The sequence below is a fragment of the Jiangella alkaliphila genome (assembly GCF_900105925.1).
In the GTDB taxonomy this organism is placed as follows: domain Bacteria; phylum Actinomycetota; class Actinomycetes; order Jiangellales; family Jiangellaceae; genus Jiangella; species Jiangella alkaliphila.
On the sequence record NZ_LT629791.1, the window covers coordinates 6,575,314 to 6,596,236 of the forward strand.

Here is a 20,923-nt window from a genome sequence, read left to right on the forward strand (position 1 = left end):
GGATTGCAATCCGACATTGCAATCCATTTCGGACATCGCCTCGTAGAAGTGGATCGAGGGTTCGTACCCGACCACCCATGGAGGCAGAGAGTGGACACGACAGCAGGAACGCCGGACGGCGTGAGCCGGCGCGGGTTTCTCACCCGGGTCGGCGCGGTCGGCGGTGCGACGGCGCTGTACGGGACCATGGAGGCGCTGGGGCTGATCGCCTCGCCGGCGCACGCGGCTGAGGAGGCCGGCGACTTCGTGCCGCTGCGCCCGGGCGACCTGCCGGCCGCGGCGAACGGGACGAAGGTGGCGATCCTGGGCGCGGGGACCGCCGGGCTCACCATCGCCTACGAGCTGGGCAAGGCCGGGTACGACTGCCACGTGCTGGAGGCGCGCGACCGTCCCGGCGGCCGGGCCAAGACGATCCGCCGCGGCGACCGGCTCACCGACACCGACGGCGTCACCCAGACCTGCACGTTCGACGACGAGCACTACTACAACCCCGGCCCGTCGCGGATCCCGAGCCACCACCTTACCATCGACTACTGCCGCGAGCTGGGCGTCGCGATCGAGCCGATGGTGAACGCGAACGCGCAGGGCTTCTACTTCCACGAGAACACCCCGACGGTGAACTACGGCCCGCTGGCCAGCACGACCGTCACGCACCGGCAGGCCAAGGCGGACGTCTACGGGTACATCTCCGAACTGCTCGTGGCCGCCGCCGATCAGGGCGCCCTGGACACCGTCCTGTCCGCTGACGATGTCGACCGGCTGGTCGAGCTGGCGAACAGCCTCGGCGGCCTGAGCGGCGGCCGGTACGCCGGCAACAACCGGCGCGGCTACAGCGAGCCGCCCGGCGCCGGCGACCAGCCGGGCACCATCGCCGGGCCGCCGCCGTCGGTGTCGGCGATCCTGCAGTCGCAGCTCGGCACCCGGTTCGCGTTCGAGTTCGGCTTCGACCAGGCGATGATGATGTGGCAGCCGGTCGGCGGCATGGACCGCATCTCGGCCGCGCTCGCCTCGGCCATCGGCGGCCGCCGCCGCATCACCTACGACGCGCCCGTCACCCGCATCGACAACACGGCCGACGGGGTGCGCGTGACGTACCGCTCCAACGGCCGCACGCGTGTGCTCGACGCCGACTTCTGTGTCGTGACGATCCCGCCGATGGTGCTCAAGGCCATCCCGACGAACTTCTCGACGGGGACGAAGGACGCGCTCGCCGTGCCCGTCGGCGCGAACAGCGGCCGGATGGGCATCCAGTTCAAGCGCCGGTTCTGGGAGGAGGACTTCGACATCTACGGTGGCGTCACCCACACCAACCTCGACGTGTCCGGCATCTACTACCCGTCGACCGGATACTTCTCGCGCAAGGGGGTGCTGGTCGGGTACTACTCCGGCTCGTACACGAACCTCCCGGTGCCCGAGCGCGAGACGCGGGCGCTGATGCAGGGCGCCAAGATCCACGGCGACGTGTACCACCGCGAGTTCGACAACTCCTTCTCCGTCGCCTGGCCGAAGGAGCCGTACAGCCTCGGCGCCTGGGTGAGCTGGCCCGGCGGACGGGGCGCGGCCTACCAGCACCTGCTGCAGGCCGACGGCAACACCTACTTCGCAGGCGACCACCTCAGCTACTACACCGCTTGGCAGAACGGCGCGTTCCTGTCGGCCCGGAAGGTGGTGTCCGACCTGCACGCCCGCGTGGCGGCGACGGCGTCCTGACCTCCGGGCGCCACCCTGGCTCGTGCGGTCCGCAGCCGCCCGGGCCGGTCAGGAGACGCCGACGGTGAGGATGATCAGCGCGTCGTCGTCGGCGACGAGGTCGTGACGTTCCGGCGGTGCGTCGACCAACTGTCCCGCGGCGATGGCGATGGTGCGCTCGCGCGTGTGCAGCGTGACGTGGCCCTGCAGGCACTGGACCGTCGCGTCGCCGGGGCTCTGGTGCTCGTTCATGCGGGTCCCGGCGGTGAGCGCGATGAGGGTCTGGCGCAGCCGCGCGCCGCTGTGCAGGGTTCGCGACGCCCGTCCGGCGGACGAGACCCGTGCTTCTTCGAGCTGGCCGGCGCCCATCGTCAGCAACGTCATGTCGTCGGCGGTACCCACTGCGGCGCCGGGGAAACGGCGCTTGTGGGGATGCGTGCTGGTCATGGGGGCCTCCCGTTGGTCAGGTAGCGGACTTCGTCCTGCTCCGCGGCCCCGCTTCAGCGCCCTGGGGCTGGTCGCCGTCGTCGCCCGGATCGCGCTCGACGACAGCTAGCCGCAATGCCCCGTCGGTTACGGTACACCGAGCGGCCAACGCCTCGAAGGGAGTACACCGATGCCCCAGCGCGACGGATACATTCCCGGCGTCCCCTGCTGGGTGGAGCTGAGTGAGCCCGAACCTGAGGCGGCGCTCGAGTTCTACAGCGCGCTGTTCGGATGGGACTTCGAGGACGTGCTGCCGCCGACGTCGGAGGACAGGTACTGCATCGCGCGGGGCAGGGCGCCAGGCTCGTCGATCTTCGACACGTCGGGCGAGCTGCGCAGCGGCGACGTCGCGGCCATCCGTTCGATACCCCAGGGAGCGCCGCCGACGGCGATGTGGAGCACCTACTTCTGGGTCGACAGCGCCGACGAGGCCGCGGCCAAGGTCCGCGATGCCGGCGGGGGCGTCGTGGCTGAGCCCTTCGACCTGCGCAGCGCGTGCCGGACGGCCGTCCTCACCGATCCCGAGGGCGCGGCGTTCTCCGTCTGGGAGGCGCGGGAGCACAACGGCGCGCGGCTGGTCAACGACCCAGGCGCAGTGGTCTTCAACAACCTCAACACCCGTGACGTCGAAGGGGCGCGATCATTCTACGGATCGGTCTTCGGGTGGCGGACGGCCGGTATCGGCGGCGGGGCCGAGGGGTGGACCCTGCCCGGATACGGCGACTGGCTCGAGCGCGAGCACCATCCGGGGTTGCGCCGGAACATGGCGGAGGCAGGAGCCCCGGAGGGGTTCGAAGACGTCGTCGGGAGCATCATTCCGATCGCCGGCGACCAGCCCGATCTGCCGCCACACTGGAGCGTGACCTTCGCGACCGCCGACGCCGACGCCACGGCCGCGAAGGCCGCCGAACTCGGCGGACGGGTAATCGTCCCGCCGTTCGACGCGCCCTGGTCCACCGACACCTACACCATCCGCGTCACCGTCATCGGCGATCCGCAGGGCGCGACATTCAGCGCCAGCAAGTTCCTGCCGAAGACCGCTGACCTCGGTGGCTAGGTGAGGGCGGCGGCGCGGACGCAGAGCACGTCGGGCAGGTGCTGGATCACCTCGGTCCACGTCTCGCCCTCGTCGGCGCTCGCGTAGACCGAGCCGTCGCGGGTGCCGACGTACACGCCGGCCGCGCCGTCGGCGTCGTCCACGCACATCGCGTCGCGCAGGACGACCCCGAAGAAGCCGCCAGGCAGCCCGTCCGCCGACCGCGACCAGCTGCCGCCGCCGTCGTCGGTCCGCCAGACCTGCAGCTGCCGCTCCGGCGGGGTGCGCTCGCCGTCGGCGATCAGCGGCGCCACCCAGGCGGTGGAGCCGCGCCGCGGGTGCGCGACGATCGGGAAGCCGAAGTCGGCCGGCAGCCCGCCGTCGATCGGCTGCCATGTCGCGCCGCCGTCACCGGACCGGTAGACGCCGCCGTGGTTCTGCGCGTAGAGCCGGTCCGGGTCGGTCGCGTCGCGCGACACCTTGTGCACGCACTGCCCGTACTCAGGCGGCTCGCCGGGCAGGAAATCGGTGCGGATGCCGGTGTTCGACGGCGTCCAGCTGGCGGCTCCGTCGTCGGTCACGTAGACGCCACCGGTCGACATCGCTACGAGCACCCGCTGGTCATCGACCGGGTGCGGCAGGACGGTGTGCACGGCCTGGCCGCCGAAGCCTGGCTCCCACGTCGGCCGGTGCGGATGGTTCCACAACGACTCGACCAGCGCGAACGTCTCGCCGCCGTCGTCGGAGCGCCAGAGCGCCGACGGCTGCGAGCCGGCCCAGACGACGCCCGGCCGGGCCGCGGTGTCGGGGCGCAGCTGCCAGACCGCCTCGACCGAAGCGCCGGCGTCCTCCGGGAAGCGGATGCCGCTGCCGTCGGCCGCCTCGGTCCACGTCGCGCCGAGGTCGTCGGACCACGAGACGCCCGGCCCCCAGTGCGAGCTGCTCGCGCCGACCAGCAGCCGCGGCCGGTCGCCGCGGGTGTCGATGGCGCACGCCGCGACCGAGCGCATCAGGAAATGCGGCCCGTCGACCGACCACGTCCGGCGGTCGGCGCTGCGCAGCAGCCACAGACCCTTCTTCGTGCCGACGGCGAGCAGGACGTCGTTCATGGCGATCGCCTCCCGCCGCCTCACCATACGCCGGAGCCCGGCGGCGGTCAGCCGAGAACGCGTCGTGCCAGCACGGCGAGCGCGTCGGCGATCTGCGCCGGGGACAGCCCGGCCTCCCGCTGGTAGCGATAGAGCTCGGGCGCGAGCGGCGCGAGCAGGACGTCGACCAGCGCGGCCCGTTCTTCGGCCAGGCCGGCGGCCGTGAGCAGGGCGCCCACGTGGGCGCGCCAGAACCCGTAGGCGCCGGTCCGGAACCGGCGCGCGCCGGTCTCGCCGGCCAGGGCGAGATGTCCGTGCCGCTCGAGGAGGTCGGCCATCGCCCGGTAGAACGCCGCCAGCCGCTCGGCCGGCGATGCGGCCGGGGCGCCCGCCGCGCCCGCCGGCGCGCCCGGCCCGAGCGGCGGCGGGCCGGAGATCAGCTGCTCCTGGAGCGCGCGCTCGTGCTCGTCGAGCAGGGCGATCGCGATGGCCTCGCGGCTGGGGTAGCGACGATAGAGCGTGCCCTTGCCGACGCCGGCGGCCCGGGCGATGTCCTCCATGGTGACGGTCTCGGCCGGGCGCTCGCGGAAGAGCTCGGCCGCGGCGGTCAGCACGCGGGCCCGGTTCTTCGCCGCATCGGCGCGTTCTCCCTGCGCACGCACGGTGGCCAGCCTACCGGAATAGGTGGACGCGGCGTCCAGTTATAACCGGACGCCACGTCCACCTAAGTCCAGTGGAGCCATCATGGAAGTCGCCCTCGTCGTCCTCACCGTCCTGGTCGGAGCGCTGCTGACCACGCAGGCCGCCGCCAACGTCCAGCTCAACGGCGCCCTCGGCAATCCGGCAGCCGCGGCGGCGCTGCAGCTGGCCCTCGCCGGCGTGCTGCTGGTCGTCGTTGCGGCAGCCGCGGGCGAGCTGCCCGCGCTGACGTCCGCCGGATCGGTGCCGGCCTGGCAGCTGCTCGGCGGGCTCGGCAGCGCGCTGTACATCGGCGCCGGGATCGTGCTGTTCCCCCAGCTCGGCGCGCTGACCAGCATGGGCCTGTTCATCACCGGTCAGCTGGCCGGGTCGGTCGTCCTGGACGGCTTCGGCCTGCTCGGCTTGGAGCAGCGGACGCCGTCGGTCCCGGTCGCGCTGGGTGCGCTCGCGGTCGGCTACGGCATCGCGGCGATCGTCCGGACGGGGCGGCAGGCGGGTGCGTGCCCGGACGTCCGGCGGCTGACGATGCTGTACGCGCTCGGCCTGGTCGCCGGCGCGGGGCTGCCGGTGCAGGCCGCCGTCAACGCCCGGCTGCGGACCGGCCTCGACGCGCCGTTCGGTGCCGCCGTCGTCAGCTTCGGGGTCGCGCTGGCCGCGATGGTCGTCGTCCTCGCCGTCGTGCTGGCCGCCGGCGCGCCCCGTCCCCGACCGGCCGGACTGCGCCGGATGCCGTGGTGGGGCTGGGCCGGTGGCGTGGTCGGCGCGGGCTACGTGACGACGACGCTGGTCGCGGTCGGCGAGATCGGCGCCGCGCCGACCGTCGCGCTGACCGTGGCCGGACAGCAGCTCGCGTCGGCCGTCGCCGACCACCGCGGCCTGCTGCGGCTGCCCCGCCGCCCGCTCACCGTCACCCGGCTGACCGGCGTGACAACGCTGGTGGCCGGGGCCGCGCTGATCCAGCTGGGCTAGCCCGACGTTCCCGGGCCGACGACGACGTTGGCGAGCGGCTCGCCGGCCGCCAGCCGCGTCAGCTGCGACTGCACCAGCCGCCTCGCCCGCGGCAGGAACGCCGACGACAGGCCGCCGACGTGCGGCGAGATCAGCGCGCCGGGCAGCGTCCACAGCGGGTGGCCGGGCGGCAGCGGCTCGGGGTCGGTGACGTCCAGCCCGGCGCGGATGCGGCCCGAGCCGACCTCGGCGACCAGCGCGTCGGTGTCGACGATCGGCCCGCGGGCGACGTTGACCAGCACCGCGCCGTCGCGCATCCGGCCCAGGAAGTCCGCGTCGACCATGCCGCGGGTCTCGTCGGTCAGCGGCAGGATGAGGATGACGACGTCGGCGCGGCCGAGCAGCTCCGGCAGCGAGTCGAAGCCGGCCACGCCCTCGCGCGCCGTCCGGGCGACCTTGAGCACGTCACACTCGAACGGCAGCAGCCGCGCTTCGATGGCCCGGCCGATCGCGCCGTAGCCGACGACCAGCACCGTCCGGTCGGCCAGCGAGTCGTACCAGCCCTGCAGCCACTCCCCCGACGGCGCGGCCCGGACGAACGCCGGGATACCGCGCAGCGACGCGAGCGTCAGCGTCACCGCGAGCTCGGCGGTGCTGGCGTCGTGCACGCCGCGCGCGTTGCAGAGCGTCAGCCCGTCGCGCAGATGCGGCATGACGTGCTCGTAGCCGGCGGTGAGTGTCTGGACGGCGCGCAGCTTCGGCATCCGCTCGATGAGCTCGACGGCGGCCGAGGGGAAGCCGTACGGCATGACGTAGTACTCGACGCGGTCGAGCACGTCCTGCCCCGGGATGTCCGAGGTGTCGGCGCTGGTCAGCATGTCGGGCCCGGTCGTCACCGTCGGCTCACCGGCCCAGACGTGCACGTCGAGCCCGGGCGGCAGCGCCAGCGAGGCGGCGGGGAACGGGATGAGGACGTCCACCATGGTCCTCGAACCTACCGCGCCGTGCGTGACACGATGGGGCGATGTCCACCCGGCGGATGATCATGGTCGTCGCGGCGCTGGCCCTGGCGGGTGCGTCCTGCTCGGAGTCGGGGTCGGACGGGGACGGCTCGGCCTCGCCGTCGGGCTCCGCGCCGGTCACCGAGTCGCCGTCAGAGCCGGTCACCGAGTCGCCGTCGTCGCTCGCGCCGGGGACGCAGACGCCGTCGACCCCCGCCGCGCAGCCGGGCCCCGTCACGCCGTCGGCGGTCGAGGAGATCGTGACCGGGCTGGCCGCGCCGTGGAGCATCGCGTTCGTGCCGGGCGGCGACGGTGCGGCGCTGGTGACGCTGCGCGACGAGGGCACGATCGTGCTGGTCGACGCGTCGGGCGCGGTGACGCCGGTCGGGTCCGTGCCCGGGGTCGACGGGACCGGCGAGGGCGGGCTGCTGGGGCTCGCGTTCGACCCGGCGGCGCCCTCCGACCTGTACGTGTACGCGACGATGGGCTCGGAGAACGTGGTGCAGCGGACGACGTATGCAGACGGCGCGCTGGGCTCGTTCTCGCTGGTGCTGGACGGGATTCCCGCGGGGACGCGGCACGACGGCGGGCGGCTGGCGTTCGGGCCCGACGGGATGCTGTACATCTCGACCGGCGAGAGCGGTGTGCCTGAGGACGCGCAGGAGCTGGACAACCTGGGCGGGAAGATCTTGCGCATCACGCCCGGCGGCGACGTGCCCGACGACAACCCGTTCGACGGGTCGCCGATCTGGTCCTATGGTCACCGCAACGTCGAGGGCCTCGCCTTCGACGACGAGGGCCGGCTGTGGGCGTCGGAGTTCGGCGACCGGTCGGCGGACGAGCTGAATCTGATCTCGCCCGGCCAGAATTACGGGTGGCCCTTCGTCGAGGGGATCGGCGGCGCACCCGACTACGTCGACCCCGTCACCGAGTGGCGGCCTACGTCCGAGTCGTCGCCGAGCGGGATCGCGTACGTGCGCGACACGATCTTCGTCGCGGCCCTGCGGGGCGAGCGGCTGTGGCAGGTGCCGGTCGACGGCTCGACGGCGGGTGAGCCGGCGGCGTTCGTCGAGGACTACGGGCGCCTGCGCGACGCCGTCCTCGCCCCCGACGGGACGCTGTGGGTGCTGACGAACAACACCGACAGCCGCGGCGACCCCCGCGACGGCGACGACCGGATTCTGCGGCTGACGCTGACGCCTTAGGGGTCTTTGGCCTGGTCGGCGGACGTTTCGGACGTTCGGGGTCAGGGTGGTCCCCGGTCCCGGAATCAGGGAACGATCGTCACCGAGTCGGAGCCTCCGGAGATCGATTCGGTTCTAGCGTTGGGACCATGGCCAACGAGACGAAGCCGGCGGTTGCTGGGCCGGGCGCGGAGCTTGATCGTCGGCCGGTGCGGCGGGGGTTGTCGTTCGCCGCGATCGCGGCGGCGGCGTTCGCCGGCCTGACCGCGGTGTCGTGGATCACGCATTCACAGGACTCGGTCAGCGTTTCGGAGCGGGTCGACCGGGTCGAGATCGACGTCTCCTCCGGCCGCGTCGAGATCGTCGGGTCGCCGTCGGGTGAGACACGGCTGGACTTCTCGGTGAAGTCGGGGTGGAGCCGCGACGGCGGGATCGAGCACTCTGTGGCCGGCGGCGTGCTGCGGGTGACCGGCGGGTGCGACTCGGGGGTGTTCCCGGGCATCTGGTGCGAGTCGGACGTGACGATCACCGTGCCCTCGTCCGCCGTGGTCTCGGCCGACGCGTCCGCCGGGACCCTCGTGGTGTCGGGCCTGTCCGGCGAGACGTCGCTGGATTCCGACGCGGGCTCGATCGAGGTGTCCGACCAGACCGGCCCCCTGACCGCCCACTCCGACGCCGGCTCCGTCCGGGTGACCGGTCTCGACGCCGACGTCGCCAAGGTGACGTCGAGCGCGGGCGACGTGGAGATCGAGGCGGTGTCGCCGCCACGGTCGCTGGACGCGGAGTCCAGCGCCGGCTCGGTGCGGGTGTCCCTCCCCGACGACGTCTCCTACGACGTCGAGACCGATTCCGCCGTCGGCCGCGAGCGCGTCACCGTCGACTCTCGGCCGGGGGCGCGCCATGAGGTCCGCGCCTTCTCCAGCGCCGGCTCCGTCGAGGTCGTCGGTTCGCGCTGATCAGCTGCCGTCGTCCCCGTGGTTGGCAGTTCAGTGGTGCCCTGGCCCCACCAAACTGCCAATCACTCGGTAGCCGGCGGTCCGATGGTTGAAGGATTTGGGTCGCCATGCCTGCACGATTCCCTCAACCATCCGCGCGGTCACCCGGTCTCGATGACCTGGCGCTCGCCGATCCGCACGTGCCCGGTCGTGGCCGGTCGCGGTGGTTCCAGCGTGCCGCTCGCGCCGGTCGACGCCGTCCAGCTTGCGGTCCAGTTCGCGGTCGCCGTGACGGCGTAGGCGGTGCCAGGCTCGTCGGCGCTGGTCTGGGCATAGGTGTGCCCACAACTCGGCGACGGCCGAACGCCGAGCCCTGCCTCGTAGGCGTCGCCGGGAGTGTCGCACGTGACCGCGCTGCCGTCGCCCATCTCCCAGGTCACGTCCTCGACCTCAGCCGTCACGGTCACCGTGACGCCGCCGACCGTGACCGACTCGTCGGCTGGCCCCCAGGTCGTCGGCCCAGCGTTCGTCACCCACATCCACACCGGCGCGCCGACCAGCCCGATGCTCGAGGGGGCCTGTTCCAACGGGCGCGGCGCGAGCCCCAATTCGAGCGGCTCGAACGTCATACCTTCGAGAACCTGCTGCGCAACCGCCTCCGGGTCCACGACAGCCGGCTGCTGTTCACCCGGTGCCTCCGCCAGCCACATGTAGCCGTAGTCGCCCCAGTGAATCCCGCCCGCGACGCCGGCCAACTTTCGCCACTCATAGATCCAGCCCTCTGATGGATCGCCGGTCCAATACCCAAGATGGCTCAACGGTCCGTCCGGCGGTCGATGCAACTCGTTCTCATGGGCTTCAAGAGCACGTATGTAGGAATCGAGCGCGGCGACATACGCATACCCGTCCTTAGAACACGGTGCTGGGTAAACGAACGGGTTCTGCTGGGTACAGCCAGTGAGAACGCCTTCATCCTCTTCATCTGGCGGCTCCTCATTCACGCAACCGGAGCCGTCAAAGACTGTGCCTGGCGGGCAGTCGCCGTTCGCAGCGTCGGCGCCGGGCAGCGTCGATAGCAACCCATGGTTGGCGATTGACGCTAGGGCTGCCGCGAGACACAGGCTCAGCATGGAGCGTTCCGACTCACCTCAACTGTCCGGACATACCAGCCGCCGTCGTCAACGCCCGCCTCCGGCGATGCAGTGGGGAAGAAGATCCACGTCATCTCCCACGATTGGTACTGGTCTGGCTCATAGGTCAGATCCGCTGAGGCAGCGTCGACCGCCACATATCCAAGCGAGGTCATATCTAGGCAGGCAACAGAGACGGCCAGGTCCGCCTGACCCTCAGCTTCGGCAACCTCGATTGAGGAAATCTCGTGCGCCGCGACCAATATCGAACTAGTCTGCTCAAGCCCGCCTTGGCGCCAGAGAACCGTCCAGTTGGACATCTCGAGTTCAGCCTGACCAGTCACATTCCACTCGGTGGCGGGCGAGTTGGTTGCCACGTCCGCCAAGACGTAGTCGCCAGCGTTGGAGTAGAACGCATCGCGATCGGCGATGAGGTCTTCGAAGGTGGCCTGGATGTCGGCCTCAGCTTGCTCTTCGGGGGTGAGCGTGGGCGGCGCGGTGATGGAGGGCTGCGTGGTCGTCCCGCCGCTCGGCGCGGGCTCGGGTTCCGACCCATCACCGCCGCCGCAGGCGGCGAGCAGCACCACGGCGGCCGCGACGGCCACCGATAGCACCGCAAAACGTTGTCTCCCGAACATCCCCTGCACTCCTCGTGGCCTCAGCCTGGACCGAGCCGATGATCTTACGGCGACCACCGCACGCAGCGCACCGCACTCCGCGCAAGCCGTCCTGTCATCTATAGGTAGGTTCCAGAGCCCAAACGTGACAGCCACCCTGGCGCGGACCGTATGACGATGGATAAGATGGCCGTATGGCCAAGGAGAAGATGACCGTCACCCTCGATCCGTCCACCCTGGCCGACATCGATGCTGATGCGCGGCTGGCGGGACTGAACCGCTCGGAGTTCGTCGAGCGGGCGCTGCGCCGCGAGCACTACCGAAGGCTCCTCGAGCGGGCCGGCCGACCGGGCAACCACAGGCATACCGAGAGCGACCAGCAGCTGCGTGACCTGCTCGCCTGGCAGCGCAACCCGTCGTGAACCCGGGCGAGATCTGGCGGCTCGAGGACGGGTCGCTGCGGATCGTGCTGAGCAACGCGATCTACAACACCAGCCAGCTGAACCAGGTCATCACAGCCGTCGTCGGGCCGCCGCCGGAGCAGTTCGAGCCGTTCGCCGTCACCACGGACGCGGGGACGGTGTTCGCGGACCGGCTGGCCATGCATCCGCGGCACTGGCTCACCCAGCATGTCGCGACGCTGACGGGACGGCAGCTCGCCGACGCCCGGCGTCATCTGACCTTCCTGCTGCACGACGACTGATCGGCGCGCGAATAATCCGTTGCGGGGCCGACGGCGACACCGGCAGCATTGTCGTCATGCAGCGCATCGCGAATCTCACGTGGAAACCGGGCCGTCAGCGCCCGGCGATGCGGCTGCCCCTGAACGCCAGGGCGATGCGCAGGCGAGGGCTACTTCGGAATCGCATGTTCCGGGTTCGAATCCCGGCGGTCTGCGGACTGTAGCTCAATCCGGCAGAGCGGCAATCGCCTTCGCCGCACCTGTTCTCGCCCTGGCCCCACGTTCGCCGATGCGACGAGCCGGGTTACTTCTTTCAGGTAGAAGCGGCCGTCATGGCCAACGACCCCTGCTCACTCGAGTTCTCGGCAGCGACCCCACAACACACCACGCCCGGAGGGAGGGCATTCACATGAGCAAGTTCGACCGCATCAGCAAGGCAACCGGTGTCACCGCCCTGCTCACCAGCCCCATCCGGGCGTTGCGAAACACGCGCACCCGCACGCACGAGGGCGCACCCGCCTACGTCCGTGACGTGAAGAGCGAGCTGTTCCTGCTCGCCGTCACGAACCTCGCCGGCGAGGACACCTTCTACGAGGACGCCGGCACGCGCGACGAGCGCTTCCGCACCCTCGTGCACGATGCGACACAGGAGGACGCCGACTGGGTCGCCCGCCTCGTCCCGTGGCTGCGCGACACCGCGAACCTGCGGTCGGCGCCCGTCGTCGCGGCGGTGGAGTACGTGCGCGCCGGCGGGCCGTTCGGACGCCGGGTCGTCGACGGAGCGTTGCGGCGGGCGGACGAGCCGGCCGAGGTGCTCGCGTACTACACGTCGCGATACGGGCGGGCGCTGCCGCAGCCGATCAAGCGGGGCGTCGCCGACGCCGCGCGCCGGCTGTACACCGAGCGGGCCGCGCTCAAGTACGACGGAGCATCGCGGGCCTGGCGCATGGCCGACGTGATCGAGCTGTGCCACGTCCGGCCGCGCGACGAGGCGCAGTCGGCGCTGTTCCGCTGGCTGCTCGACCGCCGCCACGGCCGCCCGGCCGACGCCGCGCGCACCGAGCGGCTGCCCGTCGTCCGTGCGCACACCGGGCTCCAGGCGATCCCGCTCGACCAGCGACGTCAGCACCTGGACCCCGCCACGCTCGCGACCGCGGGCGTGACGTGGGAGGCGCTGGCAGGCTGGCTCGGCGGGCCGCTGGACCGGACGGCGTGGGAGGCGGTCATCCCGTCGATGGGCTACATGGCGCTGCTGCGCAACCTGCGCAACTTCGACCAGGCCGGGGTGAGCGACGCCGTCGCCGAGCGGGTGGCGGCCAAGCTGGCCGACCCCGACGAGGTGCGCCGCTCGCGCCAGTTCCCGTTCCGGTTCGTCGCCGCGTACCGCAACGCGCCGTCGCTGCGGTGGGCCTACGCGCTGGACCGGGCCATCGAGGCTGCGACGGCGAACGTGCCGGCGCTCGCGGGCCGCACGCTCGTGCTCGTCGACACCTCGGCGTCGATGCGCCAGGGCGTCTCGGCCCGGTCGACGATCTCGGCGATCGAGGCTGCGACGGTGTTCGGAGTCGCGCTGGCCAAGCGCGGCAACGACGTCGACCTGTACGGGTTCGCCGACCGCGTGTTCCGGCACCGGGTCGAGCCGGCCGCGTCGCTGCTGACGCAGGTCGGGCGGCTGGTCGAACGGGTCGGCGAGGCCGGTCACGGCACGCGCATCGCCGAGTCGCTGCGCGCGACGTACCGCCGGCACGACCGCGTGGTGATCGTGACCGACATGCAGACGTTCCCGGTCGCGGGCTACGGCGATCCGGTGGCCGGCGTCCCGGCGCAGGTCCCCGTCTACGGGTTCAACCTCGGCGGATACCGGCCGACGGTGCTGGCGGCGGGCCGGGCGAACCGGCACGAGTTCGGCGGTCTCAACGACGCCACGTTCACGATGATCGGCCTGCTGGAGAACGGCCGCTCGGCGGGCTGGCCGTTCTGACCCGGGCCGCTTGCAATGAGCACCGATACGCACCACCGTCCGCGGTGGTGCGTATCGGTGCTCATTGCAAAGCCCTGCGCAACCCCCTTGACCGCCGAGGGATAACGGTTATAGTCGGGGACTAACGGTTATATGGGAGGTCCGATGCAGCAGGAAGTGGTCCTGGCGCTGCTGGCCAAGGAGCCGTCGCACGGCTACCAGCTGCGCGCCCGGCTCCGGCAGGCGCTCGGCCCGGTCGGCGAGGCGATGAACGCCGGCCAGGTGTACGTCGTCCTGACGCGGCTGGAGAAGGCCGGCCTCGTCGACACCGAGCGGCCGGCGACCACGGACAAGGACTCCGCCGACCGCAAGACCTATGCACTCACCCCGAAGGGCCAGCAGCGCGTCGCCGAGTGGCTGACCGAAGTGAGCTGGCCCAAGCCCGATCTCGCCGAGTTCCACCTCAAGCTGGTCGCCGCCGCGGCCGCCGGGCTGGCCGATCCGCTGAGCATCGTCGACACGCAGCGGCGCGAACTGCTGCGCCGTCTGCGCGAGGCTCAGCGGGCCGCCATGGCCGAGCCGGACGGGTCCGACGCGGCCTTGCTGCTGGAGGGCATCGTGCTCCGGCTGCAGGCCGATCTGCGCTGGCTGGAGGCCTGCGAACGCAGCTGGACGACCCGAAGGAGCGATTCGTGAGCAGCACCATCCTCAGCACTCGCGGGCTGACCAAGACCTACGGCGCGGGCGAGAGCCTGATGCGCGCCGTCGACGGCGTCGACCTGGACGTCGAGCGGGGCGAAACCGTCGCCGTCATGGGACCGAGCGGCTGCGGGAAGTCGACGCTGCTGCACCTGGTCGGCGGGCTGGACCGCGCGAGCGGCGGCGAGATCCACCTCGCCGGCCGCCGCGTCGACCAGCTCAGCGAACGGGCGCTGGCCCGGCTGCGCCGCACCGACGTCGGCTTCGTGTTCCAGGCCTTCCACCTGATGGACGAGCTGACCGTCCTCGAGAACGTCGAGCTGCCGGCCCTGCTCGCGGGCAGCTCCCCGCGCGCCGCCCGAGCCCGCGCCACCGAGCTGCTCGACCGGGTCGGGCTCGCGGCGAAGGCCCGGGCCCTGCCGACGACGCTCTCCGGCGGCCAGCGGCAACGGGTCGCGGTCGCCCGGGCGCTGGGCAACGAGCCGGTCCTCGTCCTCGCCGACGAGCCCACCGGCAACCTCGACAGCGCCGCGACCCTCGACGTGCTGCGGCTGTTCGAGGAGCTGCATCAAGCGGGCCAGACGCTGGTCATCGTCACGCACGACGAGCGCATCGCCGCGACGGCGGACCGGCTCATCTCGATGCGCGACGGCGTGTTCGTCGACGAGACGCGGCTGACCGGCGGCACCACGGGCCAGCTCGGCGCGCTCGCCGGATTCGAGAGCTGACGGCGATGGGCCGGCTCCTTCTCATCATCCGCCTCGCCGCTCGCGACCTGCGACGGCGTCCGGCGGAGGCGGCGCTGCTGCTGATCGCCATCGCCGCCGCCACGACGACGCTGACGCTCGGGCTGGCGATCCACGGCGTGGCCAGCGACCCGTTCCAGAGCACCCGCGAGACCACCGCCGGGCCCGACGTGACCGCCGTGATCATGCCCGACCCCGAGGCCGGCACGGCCGACCCCGCGACCCTCGAGGCACTCGCCGGGGCCGACGGCGTCGTCGACCACAGCGGTCCGTACCCGGTCGCCGGCGCCACTATGGACACCGAGGCGCGGACGGTGGACGTGCAGGCCATCGGCCGCGACACCGAGCCGGCCACCGTCGATCGGCCGGCGGTGACGGAGGGCGGCTGGGTGCGCGACGGCGGCGTCGTGGTCGAGGCGGCGTTCGCCGAGGCCATCGGCCTCCAGGTGGGCGACACGGTCACCCTGGACGGTCGTGCGTTCGAGGTCGCGGGCATCGCCGTCACCACCGCCCTGGTGCCCTACCCGTGGACGAGCTGCCTGGTCCACTGCATGCTGGGCGAGGCGCCCGAGGGCATGCGGTTCGCGGCCGGAGCCGTGCAGGACCCCGGCACGGTCTGGCTCACCATTGCCGACGTTGAGGCGCTCGCGTCGGGCCCGCTGTCCTACGTCACAAACCTGAAGCTCGCGGACCCGGACGGTGCACAGGCGTTCGCCGACGCGCACAACCAGGACGCGCCGGGGGTGCCGCGCCTGGAGTCGTGGCAGCACACGTTCGAGCAGGTCACGCATCTGGAGCGGAACACACAGCGGCTGCTGACGACCGGCGGCTGGCTGCTGGGTGTCCTGGCGGTCGCCAGCGTCGCGGTCCTCGTCGGCGGGCGCATGGCCGACCAGACGCAACGGGTCGGGCTGCTGAAGGCGGCGGGCGCGACGCCCGGCCTGGTGGCGGCCGTCCTGCTCGCCGCGTATGTCGCGGTCGCGCTCGTCGCCTCCGCGACTGGATTGCTGGCCGGACGGCTGACGGCGCCGTTGTTCACGGAGCGGGCCCCGGGCCTCGTCGGCGCGGCCGGCGAGCCGGCGCTCACGCCGGGAACGGTCGCCGTCGTGACGGCGGTCGCGCTGGGTGTCGCGGTGACCGCCACGCTCGTCCCCGCGATCCGCGCCGCCCGCACCAGCACCGTCGCCGCCCTGAACGACGCCGCGCGGCCGCCCCGCCGCGTCGGCTGGCTGATCGCGGTCTCCTCCCGCCTGCCGGTCGCCCTGCTCATCGCGCTGCGGGTGGCCGGACGGCGGCCGCGGCGGGTCGCGCTGAGCATCGCCAGCATCACCGTCACCGTCAGCGGGCTGGTCGCCGCGATGGCGGCGAACGCGCAGCTCGGCGCGCAGCCGATCCTGGACGCCGACACCGAGACGCAGCGGCTGGGCGAGGTCCTGCTGATCATCACGGTCACGCTGATCGCGCTCGCCGCCGTCAACACGATCGTCGTCACCTGGGCGACCGTGCTAGACGCGCGGCACGCGTCGGCGCTCACCCGGGCGCTCGGCGCCACGCCGGCGCAGCTCAGCGCGGGTCTCTCGGTCGCGCAGGTGCTGCCTGCCCTCGTCGGCGCCGTGTTGGGCGTCGGCGGCGGACTGGCGCTCTACACGGCGGTCGACCCCGACGAGGTGCCGATGCCGCCGGCCTGGTGGCTGGTCGCGCTGGTCCCCGGCGTGGTGCTGGCCGTCGCGGCGCTGACGGTGATCCCGGCGCGCCTCGCCGCGCGCCGGCCGGTCGCGCCGATCCTGCAGGCCGAGCTGGCCTGAGCAGGCCCGCTCAGGCGACAGCGTTGCCGAGCACCGCTCTGGCCGCGTCCTGGTCGTCGACGCACAGGACGGCGACGAACCGCGTGTCGGAGACCCGCACCGGCAGGAACACCTCGACGTTCACCCCGGCGTCGGCCAGCTTGCGGAACATCGCGGCGCCGGCGCCGGGCGCGTTCGTCAGCCGCACCGTCAGCGCCTCGCGCTCAGCCGCGTCGAAGCCGGTGTCCTGCAGCGCCGACCGCGCCGCCGACTCGTCGTCGGCGATGAACGCGACCGTGCCTGCAGCACCGTGCGCCACCCCGCAGATCACCAGGTCGATGCCGCGCGCGGCCATCACCTCGCACAGCTCCGCGAGCCCGCCCGGCTGGTTCTGGAACTCGACGGTGAAGGCGCTCATGGCGCTCACCTCCTACGACCGGAGCCCTCGCGCCCAAGGTACTCCCGTCGGCGGCCGTCCGGCTGGTCAGCCGATGTCGCGCAGCCGCGGCAGCAGCTCGGCGGCCGCGGCGGCCTGGGCCTCGGCCGTGCCGGCCCGGGTGATGAGGACGACGTCGTCGGCGCCGGCGCGGGCGTAGGAGTCGACGTCGGCGAGGACGTCGTCGGGGCGGTCGCGCAGCCGCAGCTGGACCGTCCGCCTGATCTGCCCCGGGTCGCGCCCGACGTCGGCGCAGTGCGCGTCGAGGACGCCGGACAGCTCGGCGAACTCGTCCGGGCTGGAGTCGCCGGTCGCGTTCCAGACGTCCGCGTACAGGGCGGTGATCCGCAGCGTCCGCTTGCGGCCGGTGCCGCCGATCCAGATCGGCGGGTACGGCGACTGGACCGGCTTCGGCTCGGCGACGGCGTCGTCGAGGGTGTAGTGCTGGCCGGCGAACGTCGTGCGCTCCTGGGTCCACAGCGAGCGGACGATCTGACAGGCCTCCTCGAGGCGGTCCAGCCGCTCCCCCGCCGTGCCGAACCGGAGGCCGAACATCGTGTGCTCGTACTCCGCCCACGCCGCGCCGAGGCCGAACTCGAGCCGGCCGCCGGACAGGTGGTCGACGGTGACGGCCTGCTTGGCCAGCACGCCGGGGTGGCGGTACGTGTTGCCACTGACCATGCACCCGATGCGGACGCGCGTGGTGGTCTCGGCCATCGCGGCCAGCAGCGTCCACGCGTCGAAGATGTCGCCCGACGGGTCGGCGCCGATGGTGGCGAAGTGGTCCATGTTCCAGACATGGTCGAAGCCCGCGTCGTCGGCAATGCGCCAGACCGCTCGGTACTCGTCGATGGGGGCCTGCTGGCTCAGCTTCAGTCCGTAGCGCACCGCGCCAGTCAACCACGTGGCGCCGGGGGAAGGCTCCATGGAGGTCATCCTCGGTGGCGCTGACACCCAGCCTTTCGGTTGCGAACCGGACGCCTGTTCGATAAGATTCGCATCAGAAGGACACGCCGTCACCGGGAGCGGCAGCAGCGGGTTCCCGGGCATCGAAGCAGGACATCACGCCAGGTGTCCCACCTCGTCCACGGTCGCAGCCGATCAGCGTGCTTGCGGTCGTCCACCCCAGCCCGCCGCGGGTCAACGGGGTGGCACGCGCTCTGACGCAGGAGCGCCGCATCGTGGACGAAGGAGACGTGCGCGTGTCTGATCCGATCGACCGTCTGGCCGCGGCTCCGCCGGGTGCCGAGTTGGCCGCGCTGCTCGCGTGCGTCGATCCCGCGGTGCTGTCCGCGCACGACCTGATCGTGGTGGCGGTGGCGCGGCAGCGTCAGCTCGCGCACGAGGAGGCCGCGCTGTTGCGGGTGTTCGCCGAGCTGGCCGCCCGCCCGGAATACAGCAGGTGCGATGCGCCGGAGGACCTGGGCTCGGGACACGCGCATCGTGCGGCGCAGGCGGCCGGTGACGAGGTGTCGCTGGCGTTGCGCTGGAGCCCGGGCCGCGCGACTGGACGGGTCGCGCTGGCCGTCGAGCTGCTCGAGGACCTCCCCGACACGTTCGACGCGCTCGCCGCGGGCCGGATCGATGCTGACAAGGCACGGCTGATCGCCGAGCGCACCCGCTGCCTCGCCGATCTCGCATCGCGCCGGCGGGTTGAGCAGACCGTGTTGCCGGTCGCGCAGACCCGGACCCGGTGGGCGCTGGACCAACGGCTGCGCCGTGAGGTGATCGCCGCCGATCCCGCTGGGGCGGAGGAGCGGCGCCGCCGGTCCGCCGAACACCGGCACGTCGGGCGTCCCGAGCCCGCCAGCCCAGGGGGCGAGGACGGCATGGCCACCCTCACCCTGTACGGGCCGGCCGAAGACGTCACCGCGCTGTGGATCGCCACCGACGCCGCCGCCCGGCACACCCGCACCAGCGGCGACCCGCGCACCCTCGACCAACTCCGCTTCGACCTCCTCACCGGCCTGGCCTGGACCGCGCTGGAGTCCGGACACCTCGGCTGCTGCAGTCCCCACCGCACCACCGGCGCCGGCAAGCCGGCCGAACAGCGCCACGACGACCCACCCAGTACACCGGCCTACGCCGCAGCACCTCACCACGCCGGCACGGGCGGCGCTGCGGCCGGGCCGGTCGAGCTCGGGCGGCGACGCGGCCGGGCCGCAGCCGTGCACGTCGTCGTGCCCGCGGGCGCGTACCTCGGCCACGACGACGTGCCCGGAGAGCTGGACGGCTACGGCCCCATCACCGCCACCGCCGTGCGCCGCATCACCGCCGACGCCACCCTGCGCCGACTGCTCACCGACCCCTCCGACGGGCGGCTGCTCGACTACGGCCGCACCACCTACGCCCCGCCCGCCGACCTTGCCGCCCACGTCATCGCCCGCGACCGCACGTGCAGGTTCCCCACATGCCACCGGCCGGCCACCGAAGCCGAAATCGACCATCTGGTGCCCTACGCGCACGGCGGCACGACCGACCCGGACAACACCTGGGCCCTGCACGACGGCCACCACCGCGCGAAGACCTGGCACGGCTACCGCATCGTCACGGACCTCGCCAGCGTCACCTGGTGGATCACCCCCGCCGGCCACCGGTACCGCGTCGAACCCAAGGTCGTCGGCCCGATCCACACCCGATCACCCGAACGACGACCACCCGAACGACGACCAGCCGGAGACGCACATCCCGAGCCCGTGCCGTTTTGATGCGTCCTAGCCGCCGGACGATCACGCGGCCGGCTGCGCTGCGGCTGCCAGGAACTCCTTGATCTCCAGGGCGGCGTCGCGGCCGGCGCGGTTGGCGCCGACGGTACTGGCGGAGGGGCCGTAGCCGACGAGGTGCACCCGCGCGTCGCGGGCGACGCGGGTGCCGGACATGCGGACGCCGCCGCCGGGTTCGCGCAGGTGGAGCGGGGCGAGGTGGCCAAGCGCGGCGCGGAAGCCGGTCGCCCACACGATGACGTCGGCCGCCTCGACCGAGCCGTCGGCGAACTCGACGCCGTCGGGCAGCACGCGAACGAACATCGGCCGCGGGTTCAGCACGCCCTTCTCCATCGCCTCGCGCACCACCTCGGTGTAGCCGAGCCCGGTGACGGCGACGACGCTGAGCGGCGGCAGGCCGGCCCGCACCCGCGCCTCGACGTCGGCGATGATCGAGCGGCCGATCTCGGGCGAGAACTCGCCCGAGCGGAACTCCGGCGGCCGCCGGGTCACCCAGGTCACCGCCGCGGCGACGTCGGCGACTTCGGACAGGACGTGGGCCGCCGAGTGCCCGCCACCCACCACCACGACCCGCAGACCGGCGAACGACGACGGCCCGCGATACTCCGACGAGTGCAGCTGGCGGCCGCGGAACGAGGCGGCGCCGGGGTAGTACGGCCAGTGCGGACGGGTCCAGGTGCCGGTCGCGTTCGCGACGGCCCGCGCCGTCCACGTCCGGCCGTCGGCAGCCTCGACGAGCAGCCGGTCATCAGCGAGGGACGAGACCGACGTCACCCGCACGGGCCGCAGCACGGGCAGCGAGAAGCGCCGCTCGTAGTCGGCGTAGTACCGCCCGACCACCTCCGACGCGGGCCGGTCGGCCTCGCCAGGAGAGGCAGTACGGTGCGCGCCGGGCAGGTCGAACACCCCGTGCACCTTCGCCATGGTCAGCGTCGGCGGCCGCGACGCCCACGCCCCGCCGGGCGCGGCGGCGCCGTCCAGCACGACGAACGACACCCCGAGCCGCCACAGGTGGTACGCCGTCGACAGGCCGGCCTGCCCGGCACCGATCACGACAACGTCCACCTCGCTCATACCAAC

General features: G+C 72.5%; 21 protein-coding genes. 12 read left to right on the forward strand and 9 right to left on the reverse strand.

Annotated elements, in window-relative coordinates; genetic code table 11:
* The first annotated feature begins 90 nt into the window (after positions 1 to 90).
* A complete protein-coding gene (locus BLV05_RS30350) occupies positions 91 to 1,710 on the forward strand; it encodes a flavin monoamine oxidase family protein (protein WP_046771667.1) in 1,620 nt (539 codons plus the stop codon).
* 48 nt (positions 1,711 to 1,758) lie between these two features.
* On the opposite strand, the gene BLV05_RS30355 is transcribed toward BLV05_RS30350, so the two are convergent.
* Positions 1,759 to 2,136, reverse strand: a complete 378-nt coding sequence (locus BLV05_RS30355; protein ID WP_052762964.1) for a cupin domain-containing protein — start codon at positions 2,134 to 2,136, stop codon at positions 1,759 to 1,761.
* A 169-nt stretch (positions 2,137 to 2,305) separates the two neighbouring features.
* On the opposite strand from BLV05_RS30355, the gene BLV05_RS30360 reads away from it, so the two are divergent.
* On the forward strand, positions 2,306 to 3,232 hold the full coding sequence (locus BLV05_RS30360) for a VOC family protein (protein ID WP_083421443.1): 927 nt from the start codon (positions 2,306 to 2,308) through the stop codon (positions 3,230 to 3,232).
* On the opposite strand, the gene BLV05_RS30365 is transcribed toward BLV05_RS30360, so the two are convergent.
* The gene (locus BLV05_RS30365; protein WP_046768907.1) at positions 3,229 to 4,320 is read right to left on the reverse strand and encodes a WD40/YVTN/BNR-like repeat-containing protein; all 1,092 of its coding nucleotides are present in this window, start codon (positions 4,318 to 4,320) and stop codon (positions 3,229 to 3,231) included. The two genes, BLV05_RS30360 and BLV05_RS30365, sit on opposite strands and share 4 nt — an antisense overlap.
* 47 nt (positions 4,321 to 4,367) lie before the next feature.
* Complete coding sequence (locus BLV05_RS30370; protein ID WP_082155239.1) at positions 4,368 to 4,961, reverse strand: TetR/AcrR family transcriptional regulator; 594 nt, start codon at positions 4,959 to 4,961, stop codon at positions 4,368 to 4,370.
* Between the two features lie 82 nt (positions 4,962 to 5,043).
* On the opposite strand from BLV05_RS30370, the gene BLV05_RS30375 reads away from it, so the two are divergent.
* Complete coding sequence (locus tag BLV05_RS30375) at positions 5,044 to 5,967, forward strand: DMT family transporter (RefSeq protein WP_046768860.1); 924 nt, start codon at positions 5,044 to 5,046, stop codon at positions 5,965 to 5,967.
* On the opposite strand, the gene BLV05_RS30380 is transcribed toward BLV05_RS30375, so the two are convergent.
* Positions 5,964 to 6,929: a 2-hydroxyacid dehydrogenase gene (locus tag BLV05_RS30380; RefSeq protein ID WP_082155238.1), complete on the reverse strand. Its 966-nt coding sequence runs from the start codon at positions 6,927 to 6,929 to the stop codon at positions 5,964 to 5,966. The genes BLV05_RS30375 and BLV05_RS30380 overlap by 4 nt on opposite strands.
* Before the next feature lie 41 nt (positions 6,930 to 6,970).
* On the opposite strand from BLV05_RS30380, the gene BLV05_RS30385 reads away from it, so the two are divergent.
* Together BLV05_RS30385 and BLV05_RS30390 are read left to right on the forward strand one after the other, a co-directional pair.
* Positions 6,971 to 8,152, forward strand: a complete 1,182-nt coding sequence (locus tag BLV05_RS30385; RefSeq protein ID WP_046768859.1) for a PQQ-dependent sugar dehydrogenase — start codon at positions 6,971 to 6,973, stop codon at positions 8,150 to 8,152.
* A gap of 128 nt (positions 8,153 to 8,280) precedes the next feature.
* A complete protein-coding gene (locus BLV05_RS30390; RefSeq protein ID WP_082155237.1) occupies positions 8,281 to 9,087 on the forward strand; it encodes a DUF4097 family beta strand repeat-containing protein in 807 nt (268 codons plus the stop codon).
* A 140-nt stretch (positions 9,088 to 9,227) separates the two neighbouring features.
* Here BLV05_RS30390 and BLV05_RS30395 read toward each other — a convergent pair whose 3' ends face one another.
* Both BLV05_RS30395 and BLV05_RS30400 read right to left on the reverse strand, forming a co-directional pair.
* Positions 9,228 to 10,067 (reverse strand): hypothetical protein, encoded by an 840-nt coding sequence (locus BLV05_RS30395; protein WP_152690757.1) that lies wholly within the window; start codon positions 10,065 to 10,067, stop codon positions 9,228 to 9,230.
* 122 nt (positions 10,068 to 10,189) lie between these two features.
* Complete coding sequence (locus BLV05_RS30400) at positions 10,190 to 10,801, reverse strand: hypothetical protein (protein ID WP_152690756.1); 612 nt, start codon at positions 10,799 to 10,801, stop codon at positions 10,190 to 10,192.
* A 206-nt stretch (positions 10,802 to 11,007) separates the two neighbouring features.
* On the opposite strand from BLV05_RS30400, the gene BLV05_RS30405 reads away from it, so the two are divergent.
* The 6 genes from BLV05_RS30405 (at position 11,008) to BLV05_RS30430 (ending at position 16,705) form a co-directional block, all read left to right on the forward strand.
* On the forward strand, positions 11,008 to 11,235 hold the full coding sequence (locus BLV05_RS30405) for a ribbon-helix-helix protein, CopG family (RefSeq protein ID WP_052762474.1): 228 nt from the start codon (positions 11,008 to 11,010) through the stop codon (positions 11,233 to 11,235).
* Positions 11,232 to 11,516, forward strand: a complete 285-nt coding sequence (locus BLV05_RS30410; RefSeq protein WP_046768857.1) for a hypothetical protein — start codon at positions 11,232 to 11,234, stop codon at positions 11,514 to 11,516. Before BLV05_RS30405 ends, BLV05_RS30410 begins: the two co-directional genes overlap by 4 nt.
* Before the next feature lie 388 nt (positions 11,517 to 11,904).
* On the forward strand, positions 11,905 to 13,476 hold the full coding sequence (locus BLV05_RS30415) for a vWA domain-containing protein (protein WP_082155236.1): 1,572 nt from the start codon (positions 11,905 to 11,907) through the stop codon (positions 13,474 to 13,476).
* A gap of 144 nt (positions 13,477 to 13,620) precedes the next feature.
* Positions 13,621 to 14,151: a PadR family transcriptional regulator gene (locus BLV05_RS30420; RefSeq protein ID WP_046768856.1), complete on the forward strand. Its 531-nt coding sequence runs from the start codon at positions 13,621 to 13,623 to the stop codon at positions 14,149 to 14,151.
* Between the two features lie 59 nt (positions 14,152 to 14,210).
* The gene (locus BLV05_RS30425; protein WP_082155242.1) at positions 14,211 to 14,882 is read left to right on the forward strand and encodes an ABC transporter ATP-binding protein; all 672 of its coding nucleotides are present in this window, start codon (positions 14,211 to 14,213) and stop codon (positions 14,880 to 14,882) included.
* A gap of 5 nt (positions 14,883 to 14,887) precedes the next feature.
* Entirely contained in the window at positions 14,888 to 16,705 is a 1,818-nt protein-coding gene (locus BLV05_RS30430; protein WP_046768855.1) for an ABC transporter permease, read from the forward strand.
* Between the two features lie 10 nt (positions 16,706 to 16,715).
* On the opposite strand, the gene BLV05_RS30435 is transcribed toward BLV05_RS30430, so the two are convergent.
* Both BLV05_RS30435 and BLV05_RS30440 read right to left on the reverse strand, forming a co-directional pair.
* Positions 16,716 to 17,102, reverse strand: coding sequence for a hypothetical protein (locus tag BLV05_RS30435; protein ID WP_046768854.1), 387 nt, complete (start codon positions 17,100 to 17,102; stop codon positions 16,716 to 16,718).
* Positions 17,103 to 17,168: 66 nt separating this feature from the next.
* Positions 17,169 to 18,008, reverse strand: coding sequence for an LLM class F420-dependent oxidoreductase (locus BLV05_RS30440; protein ID WP_197683415.1), 840 nt, complete (start codon positions 18,006 to 18,008; stop codon positions 17,169 to 17,171).
* A 314-nt stretch (positions 18,009 to 18,322) separates the two neighbouring features.
* Between BLV05_RS30440 and BLV05_RS30445 the strand changes: the two genes are divergently transcribed.
* Entirely contained in the window at positions 18,323 to 19,828 is a 1,506-nt protein-coding gene (locus BLV05_RS30445; protein WP_152690755.1) for an HNH endonuclease signature motif containing protein, read from the forward strand.
* Positions 19,829 to 19,849: 21 nt separating this feature from the next.
* On the opposite strand, the gene BLV05_RS30450 is transcribed toward BLV05_RS30445, so the two are convergent.
* Positions 19,850 to 20,917: an NAD(P)-binding domain-containing protein gene (locus BLV05_RS30450; RefSeq protein WP_046768852.1), complete on the reverse strand. Its 1,068-nt coding sequence runs from the start codon at positions 20,915 to 20,917 to the stop codon at positions 19,850 to 19,852.
* Between the last annotated feature and the right edge of the window lie 6 nt (positions 20,918 to 20,923).